15 protein-coding genes are annotated in these 16,657 nt (G+C 57.2%); 4 read left to right on the forward strand and 11 right to left on the reverse strand.

The annotated features are described in order from the left end of the window. Positions 1-2 precede the first annotated feature (2 nt). The 4 genes from argH to DWA01_RS08340 all read right to left on the reverse strand — a co-directional run bounded on the left by argH (position 3) and on the right by DWA01_RS08340 (position 4,594). Entirely contained in the window at positions 3-1,487 is a 1,485-nt protein-coding gene (gene argH / locus DWA01_RS08325; RefSeq protein WP_114285380.1) for an argininosuccinate lyase, read from the reverse strand. Next, on the reverse strand, positions 1,484-2,362 hold the full coding sequence (locus DWA01_RS08330) for a carbohydrate ABC transporter permease (RefSeq protein WP_114285381.1): 879 nt from the start codon (positions 2,360-2,362) through the stop codon (positions 1,484-1,486). Before DWA01_RS08330 ends, argH begins: the two co-directional genes overlap by 4 nt. 1 nt (position 2,363) lies before the next feature. Then, positions 2,364-3,257: a carbohydrate ABC transporter permease gene (locus DWA01_RS08335; RefSeq protein WP_114285382.1), complete on the reverse strand. Its 894-nt coding sequence runs from the start codon at positions 3,255-3,257 to the stop codon at positions 2,364-2,366. A 71-nt stretch (positions 3,258-3,328) separates the two neighbouring features. Beyond that, positions 3,329-4,594 (reverse strand): extracellular solute-binding protein, encoded by a 1,266-nt coding sequence (locus DWA01_RS08340; protein ID WP_235008473.1) that lies wholly within the window; start codon positions 4,592-4,594, stop codon positions 3,329-3,331. 128 nt (positions 4,595-4,722) lie between these two features. On the opposite strand from DWA01_RS08340, the gene DWA01_RS08345 reads away from it, so the two are divergent. Further along, positions 4,723-5,892, forward strand: coding sequence for an ROK family transcriptional regulator (locus DWA01_RS08345; RefSeq protein WP_114285383.1), 1,170 nt, complete (start codon positions 4,723-4,725; stop codon positions 5,890-5,892). 26 nt (positions 5,893-5,918) lie between these two features. Beyond that, positions 5,919-8,285: a PIG-L family deacetylase gene (locus DWA01_RS08350; protein ID WP_114285384.1), complete on the forward strand. Its 2,367-nt coding sequence runs from the start codon at positions 5,919-5,921 to the stop codon at positions 8,283-8,285. Between the two features lie 80 nt (positions 8,286-8,365). Here the strand turns inward: DWA01_RS08350 and DWA01_RS08355 are convergent, their stop codons facing one another. Further along, positions 8,366-9,658 (reverse strand): cytochrome-c peroxidase, encoded by a 1,293-nt coding sequence (locus DWA01_RS08355; RefSeq protein ID WP_114285385.1) that lies wholly within the window; start codon positions 9,656-9,658, stop codon positions 8,366-8,368. Positions 9,659-9,688: 30 nt separating this feature from the next. On the opposite strand from DWA01_RS08355, the gene DWA01_RS08360 reads away from it, so the two are divergent. Continuing rightward, positions 9,689-10,159, forward strand: a complete 471-nt coding sequence (locus tag DWA01_RS08360; RefSeq protein WP_114285386.1) for a tetratricopeptide repeat protein — start codon at positions 9,689-9,691, stop codon at positions 10,157-10,159. 101 nt (positions 10,160-10,260) lie between these two features. On the opposite strand, the gene DWA01_RS08365 is transcribed toward DWA01_RS08360, so the two are convergent. Genes DWA01_RS08365 through DWA01_RS08390 form a run of 6 tightly spaced genes read right to left on the reverse strand, consistent with a single transcriptional unit; the run spans position 10,261 to position 15,835 of the window. Next, on the reverse strand, positions 10,261-11,319 hold the full coding sequence (locus DWA01_RS08365; protein WP_114285387.1) for a TRAP transporter substrate-binding protein: 1,059 nt from the start codon (positions 11,317-11,319) through the stop codon (positions 10,261-10,263). Between the two features lie 26 nt (positions 11,320-11,345). Next, positions 11,346-12,635, reverse strand: coding sequence for a TRAP transporter large permease (locus DWA01_RS08370; RefSeq protein WP_114285388.1), 1,290 nt, complete (start codon positions 12,633-12,635; stop codon positions 11,346-11,348). Next, a complete protein-coding gene (locus DWA01_RS08375) occupies positions 12,635-13,228 on the reverse strand; it encodes a TRAP transporter small permease (protein WP_114285389.1) in 594 nt (197 codons plus the stop codon). Before DWA01_RS08375 ends, DWA01_RS08370 begins: the two co-directional genes overlap by 1 nt. A 47-nt stretch (positions 13,229-13,275) precedes the next feature. Continuing rightward, the gene (locus tag DWA01_RS08380; protein ID WP_114285390.1) at positions 13,276-13,791 is read right to left on the reverse strand and encodes a flavin reductase family protein; all 516 of its coding nucleotides are present in this window, start codon (positions 13,789-13,791) and stop codon (positions 13,276-13,278) included. Beyond that, complete coding sequence (locus DWA01_RS08385) at positions 13,791-14,681, reverse strand: aldo/keto reductase (RefSeq protein WP_114285391.1); 891 nt, start codon at positions 14,679-14,681, stop codon at positions 13,791-13,793. Before DWA01_RS08385 ends, DWA01_RS08380 begins: the two co-directional genes overlap by 1 nt. Then, complete coding sequence (locus DWA01_RS08390; RefSeq protein ID WP_114285392.1) at positions 14,681-15,835, reverse strand: LLM class flavin-dependent oxidoreductase; 1,155 nt, start codon at positions 15,833-15,835, stop codon at positions 14,681-14,683. Before DWA01_RS08390 ends, DWA01_RS08385 begins: the two co-directional genes overlap by 1 nt. Positions 15,836-15,936: 101 nt before the next feature. Here DWA01_RS08390 and DWA01_RS08395 point away from each other — a divergent pair, with 101 nt between their 5' ends. Continuing rightward, entirely contained in the window at positions 15,937-16,647 is a 711-nt protein-coding gene (locus tag DWA01_RS08395; RefSeq protein ID WP_114285393.1) for a GntR family transcriptional regulator, read from the forward strand. Positions 16,648-16,657: the final 10 nt, after the last annotated feature.

The following is a 16,657-nucleotide window of genomic DNA, read 5'->3' on the forward strand; positions in this document are numbered from 1 at the left end:
GGTCAGAGCTCCGTAAGAGTGTTGAAGGCGGTCTGCAGATCTGCAGCGGCGGCAGTGCGACGGGTTTCACGGGTGCACTGTCGGGCGAGCAGATGCTCAAGGCCCGCGCTGCTGGCGTGCAAAGCGTGTTTCAAAGCCGCAGGTGCCGGCCCGCCGGTGCGGTCACGCCGCGCAACAAAAGTGTCGGCCGAGACCGCCAGTTGAAACGCAGTCTGCGTCAATTGGGTTTCCCGTCCCGTTTCGGCCACGAATGCCGCCGCGAAATCCTCATAGCCCTGCCCCAAAGCACAGGCCCGCGCGATAACGGTCCGTGCGGTATGCGCGGCAATCTCATGCGCTTGCCGGAAGCTGAGCCCCTCATCGCGCACCAGAGTATCTGCCAGTTCGGTAATGGTAATACAGGCGGCGTCGGTGATCTGAGACACCCGGTCCCCGTTGATACTGCAGGCAGGCAGAAATGAGGCCATCAGTTCCAGAACACGCCCGCCGCTATCGAAAGCCGCATAACCCGCTTGCTGCACTTCGCCTTCGCTGTCGTTCATATCGGTGAAGGGCGTATTGTGCATCGTGTTCACGATCATATCGCAGCGCCCGACCGTGACCGACGCCATGTGGCGCATATGTTCAATCGGAACCGGATTGCGCTTTTGCGGCATGATCGAGCTGACCTGTACCAGCGCATTGGGCACATAGAGCTGTGCCACCTCAAAGGACGACCAGAACGCCATGTCCTGCACCACCCGTCCCAGGTGAAGGAAGACCAGCTTTACCGCCGAATAAAGCCCGGTGATGTAGTCGACACTGGCGATGCAGCCATACGAATTCACCAGCGGGCCGGAAAACCCCAGCAATTCTGCCACCCGCTCGCGATTGACCGGAAAGCCCGAGGTGGTGATTGCCGCCGCCCCCATCGGGCAATGATCCAAACCGTCAATCGCTGCGCTGAGCCTGTCGGCATCCCGGAGCAGCACCTCGATCATGGCCGCAAGATAATGACCAAAGGTGGTGGGTTGCGCCGGTTGCCCGTGGGTATAGGCGACAATCAGCGTTTCAGACTCAATCTGTGCCTTTTCAATCAGCGCAGCAGTCAGCCGGGTCATCTGGGACAGCATGTGTTCCGCCCGTCTCTGCAGCGCCAGTTTGAACAGCGTATGATCCATATCGTTGCGCGATCGCGCCGTGTGCAGCGCGCCGCCCAGATCGCCCAGCCGGGTCCGGAGTTCCGCCTCGACCAGGAAGAAATAATCCTCATATTCACCGGTATAGGTCAAAGCGCTGATATCTGTATTGGCTTCTATGGCCGTCAACGCATTGGCGATGTCCCGCCCCTGCCCTGGCCTCAGTATCCCGGTCTCAACCAACATCACCAGATGCGCCTGGTTCAGCGCACCCATAGACGCGGCATAGTTCCTCTTCACCCCTTCAAACAGAGGCGCAAGCACCGTGTCCTTATAGACGGGATCAGGAAACACACTTTTGTCAGTCATCCTTTAAGCCCCGCCATAACCACGCCGCGAATGATGAAGCGCTGGAAGATTAAAAACACAATCAAGGTCGGAATGGTCGAAATTGCGGCGCCGGTCATGATCAGCTCCCAGGCGACATCAGCTTCGTCGCCAAAGCCCGACAAGCCGACCGGGATGGTGTACATTTCGGTCGAATTGGTCACGATCAGCGGCCACAGGAACGCGGTCCAGTTGCCAAGAAAGACAAAGATCGCCAGTGCTGCCAGCGCCGGTTTGACCAGCGGCATGGCCACCGTCCACCAGATCTGCAACTCGTTCAGCCCGTCTATACGCGCGGCCTCGATAAAATCATCCGGCACCGATTCAAAAAACTGTTTCATTAGGAAGGTGCCAAACCCAGTCATCAGCCCCGGGAACATAATGCCCCAGTAGCTGTCCAGCCAGCCAAAGGACTGGCTCATCAGATACCACGGGATCACCAGCATTTCTGTGGGGATCATCAGGGTGGACAGGATCGCGACGAATACAAGTGTGCGCCCGGGAAAACGGAATTTGCACAGGGTGTAGCCAACCAGGCTGTCAAACAGCAGGTTTGATATCGTGGTCAGTGTGGCGATGATGCCGGAATTGATGAACCACATGTAAAAACGCCCGTCTTCCAGCACGAACAAGTAGTTGTCGAGTGTGGGTTCATCCGGGATCAGGTTCACATTATAGACCTCATGCGGCCATTTGAGCGAGGTCGAGATCATATAGGCGATCGGCATCACCATCAGCACACCGCCCGCAAAAAGCACCAGCCAGCGCAAGGTCTGAGCCATATTGCGATTGGCCGGGGCAAATTTTTTGTCCAACAAGGCGGACGACGTCGCGCGGACGGCTTCTGCGCTGCTCATATCAAGTGCTCCTCAGCAGGCGCAGCTGGATCAGGCTGACGCAGAGTAGAATGGTGAACAACACCACGGTTTGTGCGGCGGCATAGCCCATGTCGAAACTATTGAATGCGGTGTCATAAATCATCAGTACCATCGGTTTGGTGGCGTTCAGCGGTCCGCCCGGATTATTGGTGGTCATGTTAAAAACATGGTCAAAAATGCGCAGAAACCCGATGGAGGAGAACACCACGATAAAAACAATCGTCGGACGCAGAAGCGGCAGCGTGATCTGGGTCAGTATGGTCCACCAGCCGACCCCATCGATGCGGGCTGCTTCATAATATGAGGTTGGGATGGCGCGGATCCCGGCCATGAAAATGATCACCTGAAACCCCAGACCGGCCCAGACCGCCGGCGCCAGAACAGCGGGCAGAGCGTTGGTGGTGGAATTCAGAAATTCAATCTGTGCGATGCCGAAACCAGCGAGAATATTATTGAACAGACCGATCGGAACCGCCTGATAAAACCAACGCCACACCCAGGCCATTGCAACCGCGCTGGTCATGAACGGAAGGAAATACAGCATCCGCATAAATCCGTGCATAAATCGCACCTGGTCGAGATGGTAAGCGATCAGAAAGGACAGCACCAAAGACAGGGGTGTCCCGATCAGCAAATACGCAAACGTATTGCGGAACACCTTCCAGAACACCGGGTCGTTCCAGAGCTTGATGTAGTTGTCAAACCCCGTCCAGGTCCGGGCTCCCAGCAGATTCCATTCCTGAAAGGAAATCATAATAGCCGTCCCGGTCGGATAGAACCGGATCACCACATAAAACACCACCGGCACGGCCAGAAAGGTCCAGGCCCAGACAATCTGTTTCTGCCGAATGCTCAGATTGCGATATAAAGCCATGGTGGTCCGTTCAGATCAGGGAATAACATTCAGGGAACGTCGCCCCGGGGTACCGTCCCGGGGCGAAGCTGTTACTTAGAGTAGTATGTATCGAGGATTTTTTGCTCAGCCTCAGCAGCAATGGCCAGACTTTCCGCGACGGACTGACCTTCAAGATCGGTGCGGGCCACCATATCCACAAGCACCTGACGCTGGGAACTTTCATTGGCAAATATCGTGGTGCGGGCATAAGCCAGACCTTTGATAAACGGGCCGAAAACCGGATCATTTGCGTTCGCTTCTGTCATCCCCACAGAGGGTTTTGCCGGTAATTCGCCTACAACATCAAGCCAGATCTGCATCGCGTCATCAGAGGTAATATAGGACATGAACTTGAGCGCGGCCTCATATTTCTCACCCTCCGCTTTTGACGTCACCGCGTTCACCCAATAAGACGAATAATTGGACTTGGTCCCATCCACGGCGGTCGGCAGTTCTGCAACGCCCCATTTCAACCCTCTGATCGCATTCAGAGAGCCAATGCGGAACGAACCGTCAATGTGCATGCCGGCACGACCGGCTTTGAACGCGGCCTGGGGCTCGTCCATAAAGCCCGACGCGGTCACGCCATATTCTTTTTCCAGATCGGTATAGAATTTCAGCGCCGCGGCGCCTGCTTCACTGTTATATCCTACAACCTTGTAGTCTTCATCATAGGGTGTGCCGCCGAACTGGCGCACCAGAACCTCGCGAAACCAGTGGTGATCCTGCGCCGTCATACCAGTGGTAATGCCCACCTGAGTGATATTGCCGGCGCCGTCACGTTTGGTCAGCTTTTGCGCGATCTCAACCAGTTCATCCAGGTTGGCGGGCGGTGCTTCGATACCGGCTTCGTCAAACAGGCGCTGATTGTAAAACAGCGCCAGGCTGCGCACCGCCGTCGGCAGCGCATAATATGCACCATCCTTTTTCATCGCCTGAACCATCGGGAAAAAGTCACGGTCAATGTCAGACGGCGCAAAGGTATCGACGGGCAATGGCTGGATCAGACCGGCAGCAATGTAGTCGTTCAGCCAGCCATAAAACAGTTGCACAACATCGGGGCCTTCGCCGGCCGGAATAGCTGCGGCAACTTTGGTGCGGTAGTCCGCATAAGGAAAATGGGTCATTTTAACGGTGATGTCGGGGTTTTCCGCTTCGAACCCTTCAATCAACTGCTCCATTGCAGTGACACGTGCATCAAAAAAATATTGCCAGTACTCGATTTCCACCGGCTCTGCTGCAAGCGCAGAAGTCGCAAAAAGAGCTGAGGACGCGGTCAGACCGGCGAGTGCCAGTCCCTTGAGGTTCTTCATCATGAGCTTTCTCCGAGTTGTTGATGTCTGGTTCCGCAAAATACCGGATACCGTGCAGCTTTTCGCTGTTCTGCAAACGGTATTAACTCAAATAACTTGAACTATCAACTCATTTGAATTAATCCTGATCCATGACATCATCGCCCCCCCATCAAGGCAGCAATGCCGAACGCTCCCGTTCCCGCAACCGCACCGCCGTTCTTGGCCAGATTCACCATGCCGGCGAGCTGGGGCGGGCAGAACTGGCCCGCGCTCTGGACCTGAGTGTTCAGGCCGTCAGCAATATTATCGCTGACCTGCTGCAGGACGGGATGCTGGTCGAAAAAGGTGCCCGATCAGCCGGACGTGGTCTGCCTGCTGTTCAATATGGCATCAAACCGGAGGGCGGTTTCGCACTTGGCATTGAAGTACGCCCGAATGTTATTTTTGCGGTGCTGCTGGACCTGACAGGCAAGGCTGTGTTCACCCGGCGCTCCGTGCTTAAAAGTGCGCGGCCCGAAGACGTCATTCTGGAAGTGACGCGCCTGCGGGATGCGGCGTTGACGGAGGTCCCAGCCGCAAAAGACCGGATGCTGGGCGCCGGTATCGTTATGCCTGGCCCCTTTGGCGCAACGGGACTGTCCGGGCGTGAAACCGAACTGCCGGAATGGCAGAATGTGAACCCTGCAGAGCTGTTCCAGAACGCCCTGGGCCTTCCGGTTGAGGTCAGCAATGACGCCAATGCTGCCGCGATGGCGGAACGCATTTCCGGTTGCGCCCATGGGCTTGGCAGCTTTGCATACCTTTATTTTGGCACCGGGCTTGGCCTGGGGCTTGTGAGCCAGGGGCACTTGGTGCGCGGAGCTTTTGGCAACGCTGGCGAAATCGGCCATATCCCGGTTCCAACCCCGCTGGGGTCAGCGCCGCTCGAGACCCGGCTGAGCAGAATGTCGGTCCGGCACCAGTTGGAAATGTCCGGCCACAGCAATATTGACTTCGAAAAAATTGAAAAGCTTTATGCTACATCCGACCCGGAGCTGATGACCTGGCTGGGCAGCGCGTCAGATGCGTTAGGCCACGCCATGCAAATTATCGAGAACGTTTTCGACCCGCAGACCACGATCCTGGGCGGAGCGATGCCAGACGCGGTGCTGCGGCATCTTGTGCGCAATGTGTCCCTGAACAACGCTTCAGTGTCCAGGCGCTCTGACAACCCGCTACCGCGGCTTCAATGCGGCGCCTCCGGCCGGCTTGTCGCGACCCTGGGCGCTGCGGCGCTTATTCTTAACAGCCGTCTTACACCACACGCCGCCACTCACTGATCACCGCCCAAGCCATTGGAACGCATATGCCCCTGACCGATCTTGAGCGCATAACAGACGAGCGCATGACACCACAGATTCTGCAACTCTGGCGCGCACTCATGCCGTTGCAAAGTGTCATTTCATTTATGAGCACCGGCGCCCACCCCGACGATGAAAAATCGGAAATGCTGGCGGCGCTGTCGTGGCGCGATGGGTTTGATCTCAGTTATGCCTGCTCGACCCGGGGCGAAGGTGGCCAGAACGACATCGGAACAGAGACCAGCGAGGCCCTGGGCACCTTGCGCACCGCCGAAATGGAACGGGCCTGCGATATACTGAACATGCGGATGTACTGGCATTGCGAAAGCCCGGCGGACAGCATATTTGACTTCGGCTTTTCCAGGTCCGGGGTCGAAACCCTTACAAAATGGGGCCACGCCCGACTGTTGAAACGCTTTGTCGATATTGTCAGAACAGAGCGGCCTGACATTATGTGCCCGACATTTCTGGACGTTCCAGGGCAACATGGCCACCATCGTGCCATGACACAGGCCGCGTTTGAAGTCATGTCTCTGGCCGCCGATCCTGCATATGATGACAGCACGATGCCGCCCTGGCGGGTTAAAAAACTCTATCTTCCGGCTTTTTCCGGCGCAGGTCAGGCCTATGACGATGAAGTGCCGCCACCGCCCGCCACCCTGGTGATCGCGGCCAGTGGGCTTGAGCAGTACAGTGGCTGGAGTTTCGCACGTATTGGCCAGCAAAGCCGCGCGTTTCATCTGACACAGGCGATGGGGCGCTGGGTCGCTGCCGGCGAAGAACAGGACTGGCCACTGCATCTGGCGAAGAGCCATGTGGCGGGTCCGGATACTGATCTGCACTCCGGACTGGCACGCACACTGGCGGACCTCAAAGTGCCGGAGATCAGCGCCAGCCTCCATAATGCACAGAGCCGGATTGTTGCTGCCCGCTCGGCCTTTCCGGACAGCCCGGTGATGCTGCGACATGCATCCGCCGCGCTCGCACATGTGCAAAAGGCCATTCACGACTGTCCTGATGATGCCCGGGATGAGGTTCTGCACAAGCTGACACGCAAAGAAACCCAACTCGCCGGTCTGATTGCTGTGGCAGCGGGCATTGAGGTTATCGCCCGCCTGGACCAGGATCACGTGCACGCCGGCGACGCTTTGCAGATGAGCACTGAACTGCGGCGCGGTACGGCGAGTGATGTGAAGCTTTCCACCGTGCTGCCACAGGGCTGGTCCCAGAATGGTGACAGACTGCAGACAGACCTGGACGTCCAGTTGAGCGATCCCTACCCTGCTGTCTATTTGCCAGACAGCCCACGCGAACCCTGCCTGTTGGTGACGGTGAACACACATGGTGTCAGCTCCGGGAGGCGGGTGGCATTTGAGACGCCGCCCATTGTACTGCCGTTACGTTGTGCCACCTTATCACCGGACAAAGACGTCCTGAACGCAGCCAGTTCAAACCGGAGTCTGGATATATCGCTGACCGACATGTTCCCGGTCACGGCCCGGACTGCGCTGGTTTTGCCGGACAATTGGCAGGCGGTTCGCACTGATACCGGGTTCCGGGTCACAGCGCCCGCAGATGTCGCCGAGGGCCGCTATTCGCTGACGCTGTTGCTCGACGGGCTACCGGCACAGCAGCTGCGCAAAATCGACCATGCACATATAGCACCCCGCGCGATAGCCAGCCCGGCAGAGGTTCAGGTCCAGGTGGTCAACGCCACCCTTCCGGAGGTTCGTGTTGGTTATATTGGCGGCGGCAACGACCGCGTCGACCACTGGCTCGACCGTCTGGGCGTAAATGTCAGCACGCTCAGCGATGCGGAACTCATAAGCGACACGAAACTGGCATCATTTGACACGCTGGTCATTGGTATATTTGCGATGAAGTTCCGCAAGGGGCTGCAAAACCAGATGGCCAGGCTGCATAACTGGTGCGCACAGGGCGGCACCCTGATCACGCTTTACCACCGGCCCTGGGACAACTGGGACCCCGAGACTGTGCCGCCCAGGTATCTTGAAATCGGCCAGCCCTCACTGCGGTGGCGGGTAACGGATGAAAATTCAGCGGTCAATATCCTGCAGCCCGACAACCCGCTGATGACAACGCCCAACCAGATCGGCAGCGCCGACTGGCGCGGCTGGCACAAGGAGCGCGGGCTTTATTTCGCTAAAAGCTGGGATCCCGCCTATGTGCCGGTACTGTCCATGGCGGACCCGGAAGAACAGCCGCTGCACGGGGCGTTACTTGTCGCGGATATCGGCAAGGGCCGGCATGTGCATACGTCCCTGATCCTGCACCACCAGATGGAAAAACTGACCCCCGGTGCCTTCCGGATCATGGCCAACCTTTTGGCCCGCCGAAATGAAGAGAAGTAAGCGCAGTATGGTTTCGCCAGCAACGCGGTATAAAACCCGGGAGCTCTGAGGCAGGGCGCTCGAAGCAGTCACGGCGATCCCTAATCAACCGGCAGACCGCTTGGCACTTTGGTGGGTTGACCCATGGGCGGGTTCTGAACGGAACTGCCGGTCAGGCTCCCCAGAAAGTCGACCAGGTCCAGAATGTCTTTGTCCGCCAGATCGACATCGCCAATATCCCGGGCGCTCATTTGGCGCGCCATTTCGCGCTTGTCTTGCCAGATGATGAAATCGATTGCGCTCAGCCAGGGGACCACTGGCAGCGCAGCGTTCTCCGGTCGCCAGGCGGCCAGTGCACGGTCAGGGTCAAGATGCTGGCGGATAATGCCTTCAAGGCTCGGATAGGCGCCGTTGTGACCATAAGGCGCCGTCAAAGCCACATTGCGCAGCATTGGCGTGCGGAACCGGTAGGCGTCTTCCAGGGCATCGCTTTCACCCATGCGCCCGACGTCGCGCGCCATCGGATCAAATCTGCGGGTCCGCCCAGGCCCAAAGGGCGGCACTCCAATTGCATAGAACCGCTGATCGCTCATCAGTTTTCCGGAATGGCATTGTTCACAATTCCCACGCCCGTAAAAAATGTCGGCGCCACGCATTTGCGCAGTGGACAAGGCGCTGTCGTCGCCATTCAGCAATTGGTCAAACGGGCTGTCGATACTTTGCCATTCGGTGGCCATGAAAGCCGCAAGCGCATTGGCAATTTCAACAATGGTCACCTGTTCGGCAGCGTCGATATTGTCGAACGCGTCGACAAACAGGCCGCCATACTCTGGGATGACACGAACGCGTTTCGCCAGGATGGGCCAGCCGGCGTCGATGCGGTCATGCAGCGCCCCGGAAATCTCGTTTTCTTTCGGATTTCCGGCCATTTCAAACTGGGCCACCAGCGGAAAAACGGCCTGAGCGGCCAGGATCGAATTAAAACCCTGCGGCAACCACTCCTCTGCTGGTGAATTAAAGCCGTTTTCATAGCTGTCTGACCGGGACAGGCGACCGTCATGAAACAGGGTATCCACCTCCCGCGCGCCCAGATTCCACAATCCGGGGGCGTTGCGGGGGATCCGCTTTCGAATGCGACTTTCGCCACTGCCGGCGCTGCGTTCAGGCCCCAGGCCAACACCGCCTTCACCTATGCCAAGGGACAGGCCGTCTCCGGTGCCAAATTTCGGATGATGGCAAGTGGAACAGCTAATATTTCTGTTCCCGGACAGAATTTTATCATAGAATAACAGCTGTCCAAGGGCCGCTTGATTGCGGTCAAATTCAAGAAAATCCTCTGCCCTGAGTGGCGGCGGAAACTCAGTGGCCCCGGCGGGACCACCTGCGATGATCATGACCCCCAGAAGAACGCGGAGACCAGAAAAATGCGCTACACCCTGTTGGCTTTGTGCCTGAGCCTGACGCCCGCTTTTGCCGAGATCGAAGAGGCGCGCGACCTGATGGAGGCCGGTAAATTCACCGAGGCGTATAGTGAACTTTGGCCAGCGGCCCGCTCGGGCAATGCCGATGCTGAAGAGCTTATTGGTGTGATGTATGCGATGGGACTGGGCGTGCAACGGGACGACCAGCGCGCATTTGAATGGTATCTGCGCAGCGCCATGAAGGGGCATCCGGGGGCGCAATCGGGTGTCGGTTGGTATTATGAAGTCGGGCGTGGCATGCCGGCACCGGATCTGGTCCGCGCCTATATGTGGTACACGCTCAGCGCCATTGGAGGCGACCCGGACGCCGCCATTTCGCTGGAAGAAGTGGTCAAAAAGATGACCCAGGAGGAAATTGATAAGTCGCATATCCTGGTCAATGATTACAAAGTGTGGATGTACCCGTTTCGCTGAAACGAACTACTGATTGTGCGCCACCGCAGGCAAACCGAATCCGCCTGCGGCATTGCTTCGGCACGGTACCTGGGGGAGAATTGCGTCCCCCCCAGGAGTAATTAATTCAGATCAGCAGCGCGGGCAGCGCCGACTTCAGCTTCAGCCGCGGCAACAGCGTCGGTCAATGCAGTGAAGATTTCTTCGCCATTAGTCACATTGCCTTTGAACCAGTCATAAACAGGTGTGGCCGCGTCAGCGAAAGCGGCTTTCTGCGCCGGAGTTGGCACATAGAGGTCACCACCTCCTGCAACAAAATCCTGATAGGCTTGGATCGATTTACGTTTGGGAGAGGCGAAAGTCGCTTGCTGCAGCGCATAGAACCCGTCCACTACAACACCGCGCATGTCTTCTGGCATTGCCAGGAACTTTTCGTTCGACATCCACCACAGCGCGCCCATGTAGGCATGGCCGTCCAGCGTGACATATTGCAGACCCGCATCAGGGAATTTCATACCCATGATATCGGTGATGCCGTTTTTGGAGCCTTCAACCACACCGGTCTGGAACGATGTGAACAGTTCAGGCCACGGGATCGGCGTTGGCGAGGCGCCGAGCGATTTGACCAGTTCCTGCGGCAGATCGGCCACCACGGTGCGGATTTTGAGACCTTCCATGTCTGCAGGCTCGGCAACGCGGCGTTTGGTGTTGGCAAAGTTGCGCCAGCCACCGGTGTTGCCGATGGTCATCAAACGGATCGCCCCGCCTGAATCAGCCAACGCCATTTCACGCATCTTGCGGGTGAAATCGCCGGACAAAACGTTTTCCGCAATCCGGTCGTCGGCCATCAGATACGGAAGATCCAGAACCTGTACATAAGGGAAAATCCCGGAGGCCCCGCCCGAGGTCGAGATGTAGACATCAATGGTGCCGTCGGCGACACCCTGCAAACATTCAGCGCCGTTCGAACACAGTTGCGTGCCGATGAACAGCTCCACTTCGATGGCCCCGTTTGACGCGGATTCAACATAGTTTTTGAACACGATGAGACCGTCATAGTCTTCGTCATTTTCATTGGAATTGGCCGTTGCACGAATGGTATATTCGGCAGCTGCGGCGCTGAGAGCGGAGCCGGCCACAATGGCCGCTACGGTCAGCGTTTTGAGGGTCGTCTTAATCATAGTTGGTTCCTCCCTTTATACTCATACTAGTTGGCAAACCCGGTCAGACGCGGGATTGTCATGGAAATGGCGGGGACATAGGTGATCAGAAAAATCACCAGCACTTCCACCGCCAGAAATGGCAGAATGGCGCGGGCAATGGCCTCGACCCGTTCGCCGGACACCGCCGAAGCAACAAACAGCACCAGCCCCATAGGCGGCGTGGCCAGACCGACGGTCAGGTTGACGCTCATAATGATGGCGAAGTGGATCGGATCGACACCAAGATCGATAAAGATCGGGCCCAGGATCGGACCCAGAATGATGATCGCAGGCCCTGCGTCCAAAAACATGCCGACCACGAACAGCAGCAGGTTGATCAAAAACAGCAGCACCAGCGGATTGTCGGACAGGGACAGAATAAACGTTGCAAGCTGTTCCGGCGCATGGCTCAGACTGACGACGGTCTTAAACGCCATCGCAGCGCCAACCAGCAGCAAAACAACGGAAGATATCAGACCCGCCCGGCTGAGAATACCGGGGATTTCACCCAGGGTAAGCGTCCGCAAGACAAAGAAACCGATGAACAACGCATAGGCAACGGCTACGGCCGCGGCTTCGGTCGGGGTAAAAACACCGGCGAGGATGCCGCCCAGAATGATCACCGGGGTGAGCAGCGGAAAAAACGCCTTTAATGAGGCCTTCCGGCGTTCGGGCCAGGTGTATTTCCTGCTGGCAACCGGAAAGTCATACTTGTCGGCCATGACTTTCACCACCAGCATCAGGCCAACGCCGACCAGGATGCCCGGCACAATACCGGCCAGAAACAGAGCAGCCACGCTTTCGCCCATCACATAGGCATATATAATCATGATGCCTGAGGGCGGAATAATCGGGCCAATGACCGAGCTTGCGGCCGTGATCGCGGCGGAGAATTTACGGCTGTAGCCCTGTTTCTCCATCGCCGGGATCAGCATAGATCCAAGAGCAGACGTATCGGCTACAGCAGATCCGGACAGCCCGGCAAACAGCATCGAGGACAAGATGTTCACATGCGCAAGCCCGCCGCGGAAATGCCCCATCAATGCCTGGGCAAATTCCACCAGACGCATGGTAATGCCGCCCTTGTTCATCAGCTCACCTGCAAGCATGAAAAACGGGATCGCCATGAGAGGAAAGCTGTCCATACCGTTGTAAACATTACGGTAAAGCAGTGTGATGTCGCGTTCCTGGCCGTTCAGATACAACAGGATACCCGGCGCGGCCAACAGGCCAAAGAATACCGGAAGACCGATCATCAGAAAGGTCAGAAACACAGGAAGGAACCAAATCAGCATTAGTCAGCTCCTGCCGCGACTGAAGGGACAAAAATGGCCGGCAGCCGATCTGCGCCACCAAGCAGGCTTACAAAGGCGCGCAGCATCAGTTCAACATTCACCATGACCAGGAGGGTCACTCCAACGAGCAGCGAGGCCATCATCCATGAGCGGGGAACCCGCAACCATTCATCAAAGCTAAAAGACGTTGGGACATAGAGGGACGCTGTCGTAAAGCGACCACCAAAACCGGTGACTTCGCCCCAGCCAATTTTCACTGCAACAACCAGAACCAGCAGAGACAAGGACAGCAGAAACAGCGTCAGCACCTGACCCAGAACGCGCGGCAGAGCGGTCAGCAACATTTCGATCGAAACAAACCCTCCCCGGCGAAATGCGGTGGGTGCCATCAGCCCGGTCATCCACATCATGCAGAACCGCGCGGCTTCGTCCGGCCAGGGCAGTGCATTGTTCAGGATATAGCGAAAGAACACCTGCACCAGAATGGCCATAACCATCAGCGCGACGGCCAGAATGCCAATCGCGCGCCCGAGCTTCAACAGTTGCTCATTCACGAAGCTGATCGGTGCCAGCACCGCCAGTAGTCCTCCCATTTAACCCTCCCGGTTGTGGCATGGGGCGCCCCTGCCCCAATCTGTGATTATGGTTGCGCGGCCAGCCCGTATTTTCCGGAGTAGAATGTCAGTGCATCGCCATCTCGCATTTCGGCCCGGTCGACTTCTCCGACCACAATCAGGTGGTCTCCGCCGTCGTAGCTCGCTGTTTTTGTGCATTCGAACCGTGCCAGACAATCGTCAATCAGCGGCACACCATGTTCGTTGACGGTGTGCGGAATGCTGTCAAAAGCGTGGGCGTTTTGGGCGAAACCCTGGCACAGTTCTGCCTGCTCGGCACTCAGTACATGGATAGCATAATGCTCTGCCGCTTCAAAATATGGGAAGCGGCGTGATGTTTTTGCCGGGGCCCAAAGTACCAGAGCCGGATCCAGCGAAATCGACGAAAAACTGTTGGCGGCAATGCCGACCGGCCCGTCTGCACTTGCGGCTGTCACCACCGTTACCCCGGTTGCAAAGCGGCCAAACGCATCGCGCAACTGGCGCGTGTTGCTCGGTTCAGGTGCAAAAGCCACCGGCATATCCATCGACCCGTCTGGCATCAGGCGACCTCGCGTCCCAGTGCCGCCTCGTAAAGACGGTACCAGGTGACCCGGTCGATCCGGACTTTGAGTGCGTCGGATATGCGCCCGATGCGCTCCAGATTGTTGGTGCCAAGCACCGGCATCAGATTTGCCGGATGCGCCAGAAGCCAGGCAATCGCCACCGCGCTCCGGTCCACACCATTCTCCGCAGCAATCTCATCAAGAACCGCACCCATCTGGCCTTCGGCCCCGATCAACGTGCCGCCACCAAGGGGCGACCATGCCATAACCGGGTGCCCCTGGCGTTGATGAAACGCCAGATCACCATTGGTGAAAGATGCGATTTCCCCAAGGCTGATTTCAATCTGGTTGCTGACGAGCGGCGTCTTCATGCCCGATTGCAGCAATTCCCAGTCCCAGGGTTTGAAGTTGGACACACCCACGGTCCGCACTTTGCCGCTTGTCACCAGATCATCCAGTGCAGCGCCAGTTTCATGATGATCCATCAACGGATCAGGCCGGTGGATCAGTAACACATCGATGTGATCAATCGCCATGTCCTGCAGTGAATGTTCCACCGACTTTTCGATATGGGCGCGCGACGTGTCATAGTGTTTGACCCGAGTATCCGCATAGCGGCCTGCCGGGGCGACGATATCGCATTTGGTGATGATTTCCATCCGGTTACGCAGTGCCGGATTGGCGCGCAGGGCACCGCCCAGCACCGCTTCTGCGGCGTAACCACCATAGATATCCGCCTGATCAAAACTGGTAATACCCTGATCCAGACAGCTTTGTATCTTGGCCTCGACATGCGCTGGCGAGGTGTCGGTATCATCGCCCAGACGCCACATGCCATAGATCAAGCGGCTGAGTGTCAGATCAGAAGAAAAGGTAATACGTTCCATTAACGGCGCACTCCATTGCCCAGCGGTGTGGCGGGCGTGTCAGCAGGGACGCGACCGTATTCATGCGGCAGCGAACAAGTTTTCAAATTTGGCAGGATGCGGGCGCCGAAGTGTTTGGCTTCTTCCAGATGCGGGTAGCCTGAGAAGATGAACGCCCGCATGCCCATTTTCTGATAGGTCTCAATTTTGGACATCACCTGGTCGGTAGAGCCGACCAGCGCCGCACCGCAACCAGACCGGGCCCGGCCAACACCGGTCCAGAGGTTGGGTTCAATATAACCGTACTCATCGGCAATATCGCGATTTTTGGACTGATGACTGACGCCAAGTGAGGTGGCATCCAATGCGCGCTCGCGGATCGCACGACCATAGTCATCGTCCAGTTTGGAGACGATGTAGTCGGCGTATTCCTGCGCTTCTTTTTCGGTGTCGCGCACGATCATGTGCACACGCAGGCCGTAGTCCAGCGTGCGGTCATATTTCTCGGCCACGGCATGGACCGCTTTCATGCGACCGGCAAGTTCATCAACCTTTTCAGGCCACATGAGGTAGACGTCGCAATGCTCGCCGCACAGCTCCAGCGCCGAAGGTGAATAGCCGCCAAAATAGAGCAGTGGCCCGCCGGTCTGGTAGGGTTTCACAGGATCCGTGGTCAGGCCCTGAAAATCGTAGACCTCGCCCTTGTGATTGATTTCGTCCTGGGTCCAGGCTTGCTTGAGAATTTCGACAACTTCGCGGGAGCGCTGATAGCGAAACGCGCTGTCGGCTTTTTCCCCGGGGAAATCGGAGCTGATAATATTGACCGTCAAGCGCCCCTTCAGCATATGATCCAGGGTCGCAATTGTGCGGGCCAGCATGATGGGCTGCATTTCGCCGCATCGCACGGCGGCAAGCAGGTTGATCTTGTCAGTGATCGGCGCACAGCCGGCGACAAAAGACAGCGTGTCCTGCCCCACCTGATACGAGGACGGACAAAGTATATTGCGAAACCCCTGCGCCTCTGCGGTCTTTACGATGTCCGAGCAATGATCCCACGAGGCACGCAAATCGCCGTCAGGAACGCCCAGAAATTGATAGTCGTCCGAGCAGAGCGCGGCAAACCACGAGACCTCCGCGGCGTCCAGATCGGCCGATGTCACTGGAACGATGGTCATCGATATTCTCCCGCGGTTGCATTCACTTTTAACTTGCCTAGCATCCTCAATAATGTAGATCAATGATGTATCAATTATTTCTTCGACAGGCTGACGACGTTATGACCCCTCCTACACAGAACCCGAATGCGCTTCCAAAATACGTGCAGATCAGCGAGTTCCTGATCCGTGACATTGCCGCAGGTCGGTTGATGGACGGCGAGCGGTTGCCGCCGGAACGTGAGATGGCTGAGAGACTGGAGATCTCGGTAGGTACTCTGCGTAAATCATTGGCAGAGCTAACGAAACAGGGGTTGCTGGAACGGATCCAGGGCTCCGGAAACTACATCCGGCACGGCAATATTGAAGACAGTGTTTATGCCATGTTCAGGCTGGAACTCTTGTCCGGCGGCGGCCTGCCAAGGGCTGACATTCTGGATCTTGAAACCCTTAAAAAACCCGCGGACCTGCCCAAATTCGGCACATCTGACACCGCGGCGCGCATTCGCAGACTGCGCTATCTCAATGATACAATTATCGCAGTCGAAGAGATCTGGCTCGATTCTGATGCCGGCGAGGTGCGGGCTGAGTCGTTGTCAGATTCGCTGTATCACTACTATCAGAAGCAGCTTGGCTTCTGGATCGCCCGCGCCGAGGACCGCGTTGGCATTGGTGCTGTGCCCGATTGGGCGCCCGGGTCATTTCCGCTGCGCCCCGGGACTGTCACCGGATATATAGAACGGATGAGTTGGGCCGACAAACCCGGTCCCGTCGAATATTCCCGCACCTGGTTTGATACGAATAAGGCGCTGTACGTGCAGCGTCTGAAGTAAGGATTTGGGC

It is taken from the genome of Candidatus Halocynthiibacter alkanivorans (assembly GCF_003333265.1).
Classification (GTDB): Bacteria; Pseudomonadota; Alphaproteobacteria; order Rhodobacterales; family Rhodobacteraceae; genus Halocyntiibacter_A; species Halocyntiibacter_A alkanivorans.

Coding starts and splice junctions, on each gene's coding strand:
- DWA01_RS08350 (WP_114285384.1), top strand. CDS start 5,919: ATGCCCCTGACCGATCTTGAGCGCATAACAGACGAGCGCATGACACCA.
- DWA01_RS08360 (WP_114285386.1), top strand. CDS start 9,689: ATGCGCTACACCCTGTTGGCTTTGTGCCTGAGCCTGACGCCCGCTTTT.
- DWA01_RS08395 (WP_114285393.1), top strand. CDS start 15,937: ATGACCCCTCCTACACAGAACCCGAATGCGCTTCCAAAATACGTGCAG.
- DWA01_RS08340 (WP_235008473.1), bottom strand. CDS start 4,594: ATGATGAAGAACCTCAAGGGACTGGCACTCGCCGGTCTGACCGCGTCC.
- DWA01_RS08385 (WP_114285391.1), bottom strand. CDS start 14,681: ATGGAACGTATTACCTTTTCTTCTGATCTGACACTCAGCCGCTTGATC.
- DWA01_RS08370 (WP_114285388.1), bottom strand. CDS start 12,635: ATGCTGATTTGGTTCCTTCCTGTGTTTCTGACCTTTCTGATGATCGGT.
- DWA01_RS08380 (WP_114285390.1), bottom strand. CDS start 13,791: ATGCCAGACGGGTCGATGGATATGCCGGTGGCTTTTGCACCTGAACCG.
- DWA01_RS08365 (WP_114285387.1), bottom strand. CDS start 11,319: ATGATTAAGACGACCCTCAAAACGCTGACCGTAGCGGCCATTGTGGCC.
- DWA01_RS08345 (WP_114285383.1), top strand. CDS start 4,723: ATGACATCATCGCCCCCCCATCAAGGCAGCAATGCCGAACGCTCCCGT.
- DWA01_RS08330 (WP_114285381.1), bottom strand. CDS start 2,362: ATGAGCAGCGCAGAAGCCGTCCGCGCGACGTCGTCCGCCTTGTTGGAC.
- argH (WP_114285380.1), bottom strand. CDS start 1,487: ATGACTGACAAAAGTGTGTTTCCTGATCCCGTCTATAAGGACACGGTG.
- DWA01_RS08335 (WP_114285382.1), bottom strand. CDS start 3,257: ATGGCTTTATATCGCAATCTGAGCATTCGGCAGAAACAGATTGTCTGG.
- DWA01_RS08355 (WP_114285385.1), bottom strand. CDS start 9,658: ATGATCATCGCAGGTGGTCCCGCCGGGGCCACTGAGTTTCCGCCGCCA.
- DWA01_RS08390 (WP_114285392.1), bottom strand. CDS start 15,835: ATGACCATCGTTCCAGTGACATCGGCCGATCTGGACGCCGCGGAGGTC.
- DWA01_RS08375 (WP_114285389.1), bottom strand. CDS start 13,228: ATGGGAGGACTACTGGCGGTGCTGGCACCGATCAGCTTCGTGAATGAG.